Origin of the sequence: Halomonas sp. A40-4, assembly GCF_015767635.1 — a bacterium.
In the GTDB taxonomy this organism is placed as follows: Bacteria; Pseudomonadota; Gammaproteobacteria; order Pseudomonadales; family Halomonadaceae; genus Vreelandella; species Vreelandella janggokensis.
Map to the genome: position 1 here is coordinate 3921632 of NZ_CP065230.1, position 11352 is coordinate 3932983.

Genomic DNA, 11352 nt, shown 5'->3' on the forward strand with positions numbered 1-11352 from the left:
CCAGTATAACGCGCTTGCCAATACCTGATTACCGCCCTAATAGCGCATCGCGGAAGTCTTCACCCAGAGGACGTTCGCCTAGCCAGATACCAAAGAGAGCACTGGCCAGTTCTGCATTACCGCCCTCGAATAGAATCTCGCCATTCAATGCCAAGCGCAGCGTATCGCCGTCCCAGCTCAAGACATAGCGGTCCTGTGGCTCGACATCCTGATAACGTTGGTTAAAGGTATTAATATCGGCTTCCAGCTGCGAGTACTCATAGGCGGTCAGGTTTTTTTGCAGCGTTTCTGTGGTGGCGTCGGCAAACTCTTCGGCCTCGATATCATGGAAGTAAGCTAACTCGAGGCGGCGGGGTATATCGCTTTGCGGCTGGGGATCAGTCTCGCCTTCTGCCTGGTAATACGCCCCGGCATAGGCGGTCCAGATCATGTAGGTAAAAACGCCGCTGCCGATAAGCGCATAGCGCTGGCCGTTCTCTTCCAGGGTTCGCTCGAAGCGCTCACCTTTTTCGCTGACTGTCTGCGCCCAAAGGTCTGAAGACCCAAACAGCAGCAACGCGCCCGCCAGCCATACACCAACGCGATACCCGCAAGGCTTGAGAAAACCGACATGTAACGACATAGCAAGGCACCTCTTATTGTTGCAAGACAGCACCTATACTACATAAAAACCAAATAAAAGTTCCGTATAATTACGCCCTGCATAGCATCACGTCACAGTGAGGCTCACTCAATAGCATATCGGTCATCTGGCTCGCATGGTGCGGTTGGTCGCGGCTGCCGATCACCACCAAATCAGGGGTGTGGCGCTTGATGTAAGCATTCAAGACCTCACACGGGGAGCCGTGCTCCAGCACCAGCTCAACGTCGGGAACGCCCGCCAGCTCGTCCATCAAACTGTCAATTTCCTGAGCGAGCCGTTCGCGCAGCCGCGTCACCTCGTGATCTCGCCATTGCGCATAGTAAGGGTGCGAGCCAAGTTCACGCTCGCCCGGCAAGCTCCAGGCATGCAATAACGTCAGTGATGCATCAGGAAAACGCTGCAACGCTTCCCGCAGACTGTGCCGAGCCGTCAGAGAGAAATCGACGGGCACCAGTATCGACCCCCACGGCTGGGTAGGCGGCTGCGAGGCAACCACCACAGGGCAAGGCGCACTGCGGATAATACGCATCAGGGTAGTCCCCGCAAGCAGGTCTTTCTGTCCGCGCTTGCGATGCATACCCACTACGACCAGGTCTGCCTGGCGCTCATGGGCCTCGCGGATAATTTCAACGTAAGGCGCGCCAGCCACCGTCTGGATCAGCGTCTTGGGTTCTTCGAGGGCGTAATCTTCACGGACATCTTTGAGAGTGGCGGCGATATCGTCTACCACCGCCGCTTCAACCTCGTGAAAGACGCGACGGGGCAGGTAGGGATCGAGCACATGGACGATATCGAGCTGCGCGCCGTCGGCGTAAGCCAGGCGCAGCGCTCTGGCAAAGGCGGCGCGGTTTTCGGCAGAGAGGTCAGTGGCAAACAGTAGGGTACGGGTCATCGCAAACGCTCCTCGGCCTGCTAGCAACACCCTTCAGCATGGTGCGCAACGGTCCATTGCGCAAGCTAAACGGTGACGCCACCCCGGCGAGCAGCGCTGTGCTTTACCACCAGGCGTGAAAGTGATGCACCGGGCCGCGCCCGTTACCCACATTCAGCCTGACACTGGCCTCCAAACCGGCATGCAGCCATTGCTTGGCCTCGGCAATCGCAGCAACCGGGGCGTCATTTTCAGCACCTGCCGGGAGCTTGGCGAGGCAGGCCGCAATAGCTGACGAAAGCGCGCAGCCGGTGCCGTGCAGGTTTTCCGTGGCGATCCGTGACGCTGGCAGCCAGCGGTGCTCATTGGGCGTCGCCAGCAAATCGGGGCAGGTCTCGCCCCGCAGGTGGCCCCCTTTGAGCACCACATAGGGCGCGCCAAGCTGCGTCAAGCCCGGCAGCATCGCTTCCATCTCATCCAGTCCGGTGGGCGATGGTGCGTCGAGCAGAACAGCGGCCTCGGGCAGGTTGGGGGTAATCACGTCCGCCAGTGGCACCAGGATATCGCGCACCGCCCGGATACCTTCATTATCGACCAGAATATCGCCGCTTTTGGCCACCATTACCGGGTCGAGCACGATCCAGCGTGGCCGTCGCCGACCCAGCACCTCGGCGATCACCTCGGCCACGTCGCGGCTGGCGACCATACCGATCTTGACGGCATCGATCTCGACATCGTCGAGCAGGTTCTCCAACTGCTCGCGAATCGCCTGGGGCGACACCGGATATACCGAGGCGACACCGCAGGTATTCTGGGCGATCACCGCCGTAATCACATTGGTACCGTAGACCCCGAGTGCCGAGAAGGTTTTCAAATCGCCCTGCAGCCCAGCGCCACCGGACGGGTCGGAGCCGGCGATGGTAAGCACATTGCGCAGGCGGGAATCAGTAGACATGAGGATCCTCGGATAAAAACAGTATTCAGCTAGGATACCCAAGCCGAGGCGTTTGTGCTGCCTTAAAAACGCAAATGGCCGCCCGAAGGCGGCCATTTCATGCAAGGCTCAGCGTATTATTCGGCGCTGTCGCCCTCAGGGTTACGCGCGTTGTAGTATGCCTGTTCGGAGATCGCGTGATAGTCCTCGACCTTCTCCTGGAAAGCCTGATAGGACTCGTAAATCCGCGTTGCCATCTCGCTGGATTCTGCCAGCTCTGCAACGACATCTGCCGAGTGTTCACGTGCCTGCGCTAATACGTCATCAGGAATGCGTCGCAGCTCGACATCATGCTCGTTGACCAGTGTTTCCAGCGCATCATTGTTACGCGCGGTGTACTCGTCCAGCACGTTGGCATTGACGTCGCGTACCGCGGTTTTCAGGATCGCTTGCAGATCCGCCGGAAGTTCGGCCATGGCCTCTTCGTTGACGATCGCCTCGAACATCACGGTCGGCTCGTGCCAGCCCGGATAGTAGTAGTAATCCGCCGCCTGGTGCAGGCCAAAGGCCAGGTCGTTATAAGGACCAATCCACTCGGTTGCGTCGATCGCGCCCGACTGCAGCGAGGTAAAAATCTCACCGCCCGGCATGTTCACGATCGCCACGCCCATGCGGTTCATGACTTCACCGCCCAGGCCTGGCATACGCATTTTCAGGCCATCCAGATCATCAACCGAGTTGATCTCCTTGTTGTACCAGCCGCCCATTTGCACGCCTGAGGCACCGGCCACCAATACGTCGACGCCAAATTCATCGTAAAGCTCGTTCCACAGCTCCATCCCGCCACCGAAGTGTAGCCAGGCGTTCATTTCCTGGGCGTTCATGCCAAACGGCACAGCGGCAAAGAACTGGGCAGCGGGGGCTTTGCCCTTCCAGTAATAGGAAGCGGAATGACCAAGCTCAGCGGTACCGTCGGAAACGGCGTCAAATACCTCAAACCCTGGCACCAGCTGACCGGCACCAAAGACTTCGATGGTCAGGCGGCCATCCGACATTTCATCCACAAGCTCGGCAAGACGCTCGGGGCCTTGGCCGACACCCGGGAAGTTTTTCGGCCAGGATGTGACCATCTTCCAGCGGAATTCTTCTTCTTGAGCCTGGGCGTGATTATCAATACTCGACACCGCCAGCAAACTGGCGGACATGGCGGTCGTCATGGCAATGGCGACGGGGAGTGTTTTTACTTTCATAAATGAACCCTCTAGCTTTCTATTATTACTGTTATGGGTAGGAAAACACCGCTCAGCCATGTGCTTCAGGCGTTGGACCAAGCGGCTTGCTGCAAATGGTTAATGAGTTATTTAACTGCGTAAGTGCTAGGTTGTCACGTCCTTGCGTTGATAGCAGCGGCGACTTTCAACTTATTGCTAGCCGCCGAACTGCGCGGGCAGCCACGTTGCCAACTGCGGAAAGAACGTCAGCATCAGCAACATGCCCAACTGCATCAGGATAAACGGAATCACCCCGCGATAGATCGCCGAAGTCGGCACTGACGGCGGCGCCACCCCACGCAGATAAAAGAGAGCAAAGCCGAACGGTGGCGTCAAGAACGACGTTTGTAGGTTAATCGCAATCATGATGCCGAGCCAGATCGGATCAAGCCCCATGGCGAGCAGAATCGGGCCGACGATGGGCACCACCACGAAGGTAATTTCGATAAAGTCGAGAATGAAACCCAGCAGGAAGATAACCAGCATCACGATGATCGTTGCGCCCACCACGCCGCCGGGCATACCTTCAAACAGCTCGGTGACCATGTGCTCGCCACCATAAGCCCGGAATACCAGCGAAAACAGCGCCGCCCCGATCAGAATCAGAAACACCATGGTGGTGACGTTGGTCGTCGAACGCAGAACGTCTTTCAGGGTCGCCATATCCAACTGGCGATAGGCTAGCGCCAACACCAGGGCGCCAAAGGCGCCCACGGCGGACGCTTCGGTAGGTGTCGCAAAGCCACTGAGGATCGACCCAAGCACCGCCACAATCAGCACCACGGGTGGCACCAGACCTTTGAGCAGCAACATGCCAAGCCCCGAGGTGTGACCAAGCTCTTCCATCAACTCCTTTCGATCAGCGGCGGGGGCCATGCTCGGGCGCCACCACGCGATGAGCGCTACGTAAACCATGTACATGACCACGAGGATTAAACCCGGCACCAGTGCGCCCATGAAGAGATCACCCACCGATACCGTTTTCGGGCTAAAAATCCCCATATCCAGCTGCGCTTGCTGATACGCCGATGACAAGACGTCACCCAGTAGTACCAGCGCGATGGAAGGGGGAATAATCTGACCCAGCGTGCCGGTGGCACAAATCGTCCCCGTCGCAAGCGAGGTGCTGTAGCCACGCTTCAACATCGTCGGCAACGACATCAGGCCCATGGTGACCACGGTTGCCCCCACGATGCCTGTGGATGCGGCCATCAGCATGCCTACCAGCGTCACCGAGATACCCAAGCCACCGCGCATGGCACCAAACAGCAGTGCCATGGCATCGAGCAGCGTTTCGGCGACTTTGGATTTCTCGAGCAAAACCCCCATCAAGACAAACAGCGGCACCGCCAACAGCGTCTGGTTGGTCATGATGCCGTATAGTCGGTTGGGCAGCGCGGCAAGATAGCCACCATCGAAATTGGCATCGATTCCCATGGCTTGGAGGCCCAGCCCCATACCGGCAAACAGCAGCGCCGTGCCCGCCAGCGAGAGCGCCACGGGAAAGCCGAACATCAGGACAATACAGATGACGGCAAATAAAACAATCGGCATGAATTCCAGCATCAAAGGCGCTCCTCATGATGGTCATCATCTTCGGCGGGCGCTATCCGTCCGGCCAGCACATAACCATTGCGTACAACTTCAATGACGCCTTGAACGATCATCAGCAATGCAAATAGCGGTATCAGGGTTTTCAGTGCGAACACGGCCGGAATGCCGCCGTGGTCAGGGGAGCTTTCGAGGATGCGCCAGGAATTGGCCACGTAACCCATGCTCGATGCAATGATGAACACCATCACCGGCATCAATAACGTCACAATGCCCACCACATTGATAAGGGCCTGGCGGCGTGGCGACATTCCCCGGTAGAAGATGTCGACCCGCACATGACCGTCGTGCCGAAAGGTATAAGCCGCGGCAAGCATAAAGACGCTGGCATGCATGTACATCACCAGCTCTTGCATAAAGATACTGTTCACGCTGAACGCATAGCGGAGCAGTACAATCGCGAACTGAATCAGCATCATGATGATGATCAGCCACGCAAGGGATCGCCCGAACCACTCTGAAGCGCGGTCCAGCGCACCTATCAACGCAGGTAGTTTTGTTGTGTCCGACATGGAAGTGTCTCGCGTAAAACGGCTAAGAGGAGTCAGCGCCCCAGACAATAGCGCAAATACGCAGACATTGCAGCGTCCCTGAACAGCGAGACGCGCTTATCTATTAAACGCTTGCGCGAATCGCCGCTAGACAGGCTTCAGGAAGCGGCAAATCGACGGCAATGGGCAGATGGTCAGAGAACAGATGATCCAGTACCTGCACATCCACCACCTCGAGGGACTGGGAGAGCAGAATATGGTCCAGCGCTCGCCGCGGCTGCCAGGATGGGTAGCTCAGCAGGGGTTTTACCGGGTGTAGCGGCAGGGCGTCATTGAAGCGCTCGTGGGCATGCAACTGATCCGGTGTGCAGTTCAGATCCCCCATTACCACCACATGGCGCAGCGGCTGGATGATTTCACTGAGGTAGTTGAGCTGCCGCACGCGACCGCGATGGCTCAGCGCCAGATGCGCGACAAAGATATGCAGCGCATCCGGCCCCTCACCAAAGCGCGCGTGGATGGCACCCCGCCCCGGCATTGCGCCTGGCAAACGATGCTCCTCTATCTGACTGGGAACCATCCGCGACAGCAGCCCGTTGCTGTGCTGAGCAATACGGCCCAGATTGCGGTTCAACTGCTGGAAATGGTGGGGCAATCCCGACTTGGCGGACAGGTATTCGACCTGGTTAACGCGGCTTGAGCGAAAGCTGCCGCCATCGACTTCCTGAAGCCCGACCACATCGAACCTGCCCATCACCTCGGCCATCAATGCCAGCCGCTGCAAACGTTGGGGATGGGGCAGAAGATGCTGCCAGCTGCGCGTTACGTAGTGATGATACGCCGAGGTCTGAATACCGACCTGGAGATTAAACGTTAACAGACGCAAGTGGCCGCTGCTCAGCAGCGGTGCGTGTGCCTCCAGCTCTTTCATGCAAAACCCCGTGGTGAATGCAGCGTCACAAAGCGTTACTCTTGGCGCGCTTCACGGACCTGATCAACCAGGGCGTCGGCGATATTGGGCATGTTTTCAAGGCTACCGGCGCTGCTTGGCGTCACGACATAGCGACCATCGACCACCAGCGCGGGCACACCCATCAGGCGCATATCGCGCATGCGGCTATTGGCTTTGTTCACGTTGCTGCGAACGTTAAAGGCCGTGAGGGCTTCCTTGGCTTCCTCTTCGCTAACGCCATAATCGGTGAAAAAGGCGGCGATCTCGTCTTCATCGGTCAGAGAACGCTCGTCCTGGTGGATGGCGTCGAAGAAATCCGCGTGCAGGTCCTCTTCAATACCGAGTTCTTTCGCGGCGTAGAAGGCGTTGGCATGGGTATTCCAGTCGCCGCCCATGGTCGCCGGCATTTTTTCAACCGTCACGTCATCATCGAGGGTTTCGTACCACTCATTAACATGTGATTGCAGGCGATAGCAGTGCGGGCAGCCAAACCAGAATACCTCCAGCACTTCTATTTGCCCCTCCTCAACCTGCGTCTCAACCGGCTCGTCGAGCACTTCGTAGTGCTGTCCTTCAACCAACTCTTGGGCACTGACCGCCGCTGACAAGCTTAGTCCGGCAACCGCAACCATTAACGTTTTCAACATAGTGACTCTTCTCCGTGGGAAAGCGACCTTGTGACCCCAGCGTTCGGCTGGGGTTCCACGCTTGGCAAAACAAGTGATTAATAACATGAGCTTATTGAGGGCGGTCGTTTAATTCAAACCCAGCAGATAATTAGCTACCGCCTGCATGTCGTCATCGCTCATTTTTGTCGCGATATCACGCATCACGCCGTTAGGGTCGTTGTCCCTGTCGCCGGCGGCAAAGTCCTGCAGGGTGCTGACCGTGTAATCGATTTGCAGCCCCGAGAGTGCTGGATAAGCCGCACTGCCTATTCCCCGGCCGGTCGGCGTATGGCAGGCACTGCAGGCCGGAATGCCATTCTCCCTGTCACCGGCCCGGTACAGCTCTTCACCACGGGCCAACAGCGCTTCGTCATCATCCGCCTGGCCAAGATGAGGCTCCTGCCCGGCGTAAAAAGCGGCCACGTCCCAGGCGTCCTGGTCATCAAAATTATCCACCTGACCCGCCATCTGCGGCACCTCACGGCGGCCATCACGAATATCCATGATTTGTTTGGCAAGGTACGACATCTGCTGGCCCGCCAAATGAGGAAATGTCGGTGTAGGGCTGATACCAGCTTGCCCGTGACAAGCCGCACAGGGCGTTGCCAGGGTTTCACCGGCGGCCGCGTCAGCCTCCGACCGAGGATCTGCCGCAGCGCTCCCCGCGGCACCCAGGGAAATGGCCAGGCTTGCCAGTAATGTTCTCATCGCAATTCCATTATGGTTGGTGTTATCAAAGCCTCCGCACGACACACAAGCTGACACGTTGGTCGCTGCCCGGCAGAGCACGGTGTTACACTACCCGCGGGCCATAGAAACCCATTTGTGTGCAGTATAGCGAAGCCTCCAAATTGCAGAAATCTTGTCGCGCATTGTTGGTCACCTTATTGATTGTTTTTATCTTTGTTTGTCAGGATTAATGCCATGCCTACCCCCCATGATAGTTCAGCTGTGCGACTTAATTACCCCACCGCGCAATTTATGACCAGCGCGCCTACGCTCGCCCTATGCCCGGACGATACCGGTGCCGAAGTCGCGTTTGCCGGGCGCTCGAACGCCGGAAAATCCAGTGCGATCAATGCCCTTACCCAGCAGAAAGCGCTGGCCCGCACCTCGCGTACGCCGGGGCGCACCCAGTTAATCAACTTCTTTAGCGTCATGAATGATGAGGCATACCGCCTGGTCGATCTCCCCGGATATGGTTACGCCAAAGTCCCCGAAACGGTCAAGCTGGAATGGCAGCAGCACATGTCTGACTACCTGCGCGGCCGCTTCAGCCTGCGCGGGTTGGTGCTGTTGATGGATGTACGCCATCCGCTCACCGAGTTTGACCAGATGATGCTGGGGTTCGCCGACCAGCGTGACATGCCGGTGCATATTCTGCTCACCAAGGCCGACAAGCTGAAAAAGGGCCCGGCCAACGCGGCGTTGCAGCAAGTGCGATCACGCCTGAAGGGGTGGGAGGACCTGGTATCGGTTCAACTGTTCTCGTCGCTCAAGCGTGACGGGGTCGACACCCTCGCACAGCGTCTGGACCAGTGGTTGAAGACGCCTCAATAAGGCGTCTTCAATGCCGCCAGCACGCCGCGCAGCTCTCTCACATGGCCAATCTGATGGACGCCCTTGGGCAGCGCGTCGTGACGCTCCTCGCTGATCCACACCGCGTGCATGCCCAACCGCAGGGCCGGGACTATGTCTTCTTCCCAGGAATCGCCCACGTGCATGGCGTTGTGCGGCGCGACCTCGAAGCGTTCAAGCGCGGCCAGAAACGCCGTGGGGTCGGGCTTGGGGGCCAATAGTTCACCGGCGGCGATCGCCACTTCAAAGTAACCCGCCAACGGTTGACGTTTGAGGTGAATATTACCGTTGGTAATGGCCGCCAGCCGATAGCGTTGCCCAAGGTCTGACAATAACTCGGCGGCTTCGGGGTGCGGCGTCACCTGTACGCGCAAACGATGGAATTCATTCATGGCAGCGGCGGCCCACAGCGTTGCAGCGCTGCGCGGCAAGCCTTGGGTCTCGAGCTGCGCTTCCAGGGCACGTAAACGCAGCCAGGTAAAGTCGCCACGTCGTTCGGGCACTTCCAAGGCCAGTCGCTTTCGGCGTTGCAGATAATCCTCAAGCCCTTGATCAAACCCTAGCCCCCACGACGGCCAGCAACGTTCGGCCAACCAAGCGGCGAGGTTTTCACGCAGCCAGCCGTAATGCCCGGTTTCCGTTCGCGCCATCACGCCGCTGTTATCCCAGAGGGTATCGTCCAGATCAAAGGTAATCGCTTTGAGTGAGGTCATGGCTCGCTCCGTGGGCGGCGTTTTGCGCGAGGGTGCGCGGCGTCGTAGCTGGTTGCCAGGTGCTGCCAGTCCAGCCGCGTATAGACCTGGGTGGTCGAGAGGTTGGCATGCCCCAGCAACTCCTGCACCGCACGCAGATCCTGGCTGGACTCGAGTAAATGGCTGGCGAATGAATGGCGGAGTCGGTGAGGATGCAAATGCTCGGGTAGCCCCCGCTCAATGGCAAGCAATGCCAGGCGCTTTTGAATCGCCCGATGTCCCAGGCGTGCCCCACGCTGGCCGACAAACAGCGCTTTTTCAGCGTCAGGCGCCCATTGGGGCCGGACGCTCAACCAGGCCGCCAGCGCCTGCCGGGCTCGACGCCCCACCGGCACCTGGCGGGGCTTGCCGCCTTTTCCCAGCACGCGTACGCGATGGTCCTGAAGAGCCTCAAGGTCGAGTGACGCCAGCTCCGCCAAGCGCAACCCACTCGAATAGAGCAGTTCCAGCATTGCCTGATCGCGGCGCGCCAGTGGCGAGTCATCGTGGGGCGTATCCAGAAAGCGCGCCAGCGTATCGACATCCACCGGGCGCGGTAAGTGCTGGGGTTGCTTGGGTGTACGGACCAGATCCAGCGGGTTATCGGCGATGAAGCCCTGCTTCACCAGGTAATCGGCGAAGCGCGATAACGCCGCGCGGCGCCTGGCGAGGCTGCGTGGCGCAAGCCCCCGGCGGCGCTCTTCCCCCAAAAACGCGCGCAGCAGATGCTGGTCGAACGCGGCGGCATCGTCGTCCTGGCGCTCAATAAACCCGCACAGCGCGCCAATATCCTGGCGGTAAGCAGCCACCGTCGCCTCGCTTGCGTGGCGTGCGAGCGAGGCGAGAAACGCCTCAGCGTGCTGGCGGGTAGCGTCGTCATTCATGGGTGGGCGTCAGGCGAATCAGCAGCCGTGCCACGATATCGCCAAGGTACTCGGTAAACAGCGTATCCATACTGGCGCGGTACTGATCGGCATCGGGGCTGGCAATCAGCAAGTACCCCAGCGGCTCACCCGCAGAAAGCCGCGAAATGGCGCATGAACCCGCCTTGCGTGGCGCTTTGACGTGGGGTAACAAGCACTTCCAGTCGCTGACGCTGAGTTTGGCGCAACGACTGGTGCGGCCATCGAGCAACGCCGCCAACCGGGCACTGGCATGCTGATCCAGCACATGCCGGGGCGGCTGCGGGAGTGAGGGTTCGTCGTCGCTTAATGTCGCGGGGCACCATAGCGCCATGGCGGGGGTGTTGAAGCGCTCACTAAGCTGCGTGGCCAACGCCTGGGCCAAAGCGTCACGCGTGTCGGCCTCCACCAGCGCCAGCAACGTTTCGCGCAGCCGTCGGTACTGGGCCTCATTATGGCGAGCGGTTTCCAGCAAATGCTCAAGACGCCCTTCGGCGGTCTCGGCGCGCTGGCGTAAGTCGATCACCAGGCGCTCGAGGAGCGACACCGCCCCTTCAATATGCGGATGAGGAACCTGCAACTGCTGCAGCAGCCCTTCCCGCCCCACGAAAAAATCGGGATGCCGCGCCAGCCAAAACGCGACTTGATCGGGGTCGAGCGTTTTGCGCGGTTCTGGGGCTTGGGACATCGCCGTTCTCCT

13 protein-coding genes are annotated in these 11352 nt (G+C 59.0%); 1 reads left to right on the forward strand and 12 read right to left on the reverse strand.

All coding sequences use genetic code 11. The annotated features are described in order from the left end of the window. Nucleotides 1–28 precede the first annotated feature (28 nt). From IT895_RS18130 to IT895_RS18170, 9 genes are all read right to left on the reverse strand, one after another. Nucleotides 29–622 carry a chalcone isomerase family protein gene (locus tag IT895_RS18130; RefSeq protein WP_199284262.1) on the reverse strand — a complete coding sequence of 198 codons (594 nt, stop codon included), beginning with the start codon at nucleotides 620–622 and terminating at the stop codon, nucleotides 29–31. 70 nt (nucleotides 623–692) lie between these two features. Beyond that, nucleotides 693–1535 (reverse strand): universal stress protein, encoded by an 843-nt coding sequence (locus tag IT895_RS18135; RefSeq protein ID WP_085918086.1) that lies wholly within the window; start codon nucleotides 1533–1535, stop codon nucleotides 693–695. Nucleotides 1536–1638: 103 nt separating this feature from the next. Further along, entirely contained in the window at nucleotides 1639–2469 is an 831-nt protein-coding gene (gene thiD / locus IT895_RS18140; protein WP_085918085.1) for a bifunctional hydroxymethylpyrimidine kinase/phosphomethylpyrimidine kinase, read from the reverse strand. 116 nt (nucleotides 2470–2585) lie between these two features. Beyond that, on the reverse strand, nucleotides 2586–3698 hold the full coding sequence (locus tag IT895_RS18145; RefSeq protein WP_199284263.1) for a TRAP transporter substrate-binding protein: 1113 nt from the start codon (nucleotides 3696–3698) through the stop codon (nucleotides 2586–2588). 177 nt (nucleotides 3699–3875) lie between these two features. Then, nucleotides 3876–5285, reverse strand: a complete 1410-nt coding sequence (locus tag IT895_RS18150) for a TRAP transporter large permease (RefSeq protein ID WP_085918083.1) — start codon at nucleotides 5283–5285, stop codon at nucleotides 3876–3878. Further along, a complete protein-coding gene (locus tag IT895_RS18155) occupies nucleotides 5285–5842 on the reverse strand; it encodes a TRAP transporter small permease subunit (protein ID WP_085918082.1) in 558 nt (185 codons plus the stop codon). The genes IT895_RS18150 and IT895_RS18155 overlap by 1 nt, the downstream gene beginning before the upstream one ends. 103 nt (nucleotides 5843–5945) lie before the next feature. Continuing rightward, nucleotides 5946–6752, reverse strand: coding sequence for an endonuclease/exonuclease/phosphatase family protein (locus IT895_RS18160; protein ID WP_085918081.1), 807 nt, complete (start codon nucleotides 6750–6752; stop codon nucleotides 5946–5948). Nucleotides 6753–6787: 35 nt separating this feature from the next. Further along, nucleotides 6788–7420, reverse strand: coding sequence for a thiol:disulfide interchange protein DsbA/DsbL (locus IT895_RS18165; RefSeq protein WP_085918080.1), 633 nt, complete (start codon nucleotides 7418–7420; stop codon nucleotides 6788–6790). 108 nt (nucleotides 7421–7528) lie between these two features. Further along, nucleotides 7529–8149: a c-type cytochrome gene (locus IT895_RS18170; protein ID WP_085918079.1), complete on the reverse strand. Its 621-nt coding sequence runs from the start codon at nucleotides 8147–8149 to the stop codon at nucleotides 7529–7531. A gap of 216 nt (nucleotides 8150–8365) precedes the next feature. Here IT895_RS18170 and yihA point away from each other — a divergent pair, with 216 nt between their 5' ends. Beyond that, a complete protein-coding gene (gene yihA / locus IT895_RS18175; protein ID WP_199284264.1) occupies nucleotides 8366–9001 on the forward strand; it encodes a ribosome biogenesis GTP-binding protein YihA/YsxC in 636 nt (211 codons plus the stop codon). Here yihA and IT895_RS18180 read toward each other — a convergent pair. Genes IT895_RS18180 through IT895_RS18190 form a run of 3 tightly spaced genes read right to left on the reverse strand, consistent with a single transcriptional unit; the run spans nucleotide 8995 to nucleotide 11340 of the window. Next, the gene (locus IT895_RS18180; RefSeq protein WP_085918077.1) at nucleotides 8995–9732 is read right to left on the reverse strand and encodes an HAD family hydrolase; all 738 of its coding nucleotides are present in this window, start codon (nucleotides 9730–9732) and stop codon (nucleotides 8995–8997) included. The genes yihA and IT895_RS18180 overlap by 7 nt on opposite strands. Then, nucleotides 9729–10634: a tyrosine recombinase XerC gene (locus tag IT895_RS18185; RefSeq protein ID WP_199284265.1), complete on the reverse strand. Its 906-nt coding sequence runs from the start codon at nucleotides 10632–10634 to the stop codon at nucleotides 9729–9731. Before IT895_RS18185 ends, IT895_RS18180 begins: the two co-directional genes overlap by 4 nt. Continuing rightward, nucleotides 10627–11340 carry a DUF484 family protein gene (locus tag IT895_RS18190; protein ID WP_085918075.1) on the reverse strand — a complete coding sequence of 238 codons (714 nt, stop codon included), beginning with the start codon at nucleotides 11338–11340 and terminating at the stop codon, nucleotides 10627–10629. The genes IT895_RS18185 and IT895_RS18190 overlap by 8 nt, the downstream gene beginning before the upstream one ends. Between the last annotated feature and the right edge of the window lie 12 nt (nucleotides 11341–11352).

Coding starts and splice junctions, on each gene's coding strand:
- IT895_RS18135 (WP_085918086.1), bottom strand. CDS start 1,535: ATGACCCGTACCCTACTGTTTGCCACTGACCTCTCTGCCGAAAACCGC.
- IT895_RS18145 (WP_199284263.1), bottom strand. CDS start 3,698: ATGAAAGTAAAAACACTCCCCGTCGCCATTGCCATGACGACCGCCATG.
- IT895_RS18160 (WP_085918081.1), bottom strand. CDS start 6,752: ATGAAAGAGCTGGAGGCACACGCACCGCTGCTGAGCAGCGGCCACTTG.
- thiD (WP_085918085.1), bottom strand. CDS start 2,469: ATGTCTACTGATTCCCGCCTGCGCAATGTGCTTACCATCGCCGGCTCC.
- IT895_RS18130 (WP_199284262.1), bottom strand. CDS start 622: ATGTCGTTACATGTCGGTTTTCTCAAGCCTTGCGGGTATCGCGTTGGT.
- IT895_RS18180 (WP_085918077.1), bottom strand. CDS start 9,732: ATGACCTCACTCAAAGCGATTACCTTTGATCTGGACGATACCCTCTGG.
- IT895_RS18185 (WP_199284265.1), bottom strand. CDS start 10,634: ATGAATGACGACGCTACCCGCCAGCACGCTGAGGCGTTTCTCGCCTCG.
- IT895_RS18165 (WP_085918080.1), bottom strand. CDS start 7,420: ATGTTGAAAACGTTAATGGTTGCGGTTGCCGGACTAAGCTTGTCAGCG.
- IT895_RS18170 (WP_085918079.1), bottom strand. CDS start 8,149: ATGAGAACATTACTGGCAAGCCTGGCCATTTCCCTGGGTGCCGCGGGG.
- IT895_RS18150 (WP_085918083.1), bottom strand. CDS start 5,285: ATGCTGGAATTCATGCCGATTGTTTTATTTGCCGTCATCTGTATTGTC.
- yihA (WP_199284264.1), top strand. CDS start 8,366: ATGCCTACCCCCCATGATAGTTCAGCTGTGCGACTTAATTACCCCACC.
- IT895_RS18155 (WP_085918082.1), bottom strand. CDS start 5,842: ATGTCGGACACAACAAAACTACCTGCGTTGATAGGTGCGCTGGACCGC.
- IT895_RS18190 (WP_085918075.1), bottom strand. CDS start 11,340: ATGTCCCAAGCCCCAGAACCGCGCAAAACGCTCGACCCCGATCAAGTC.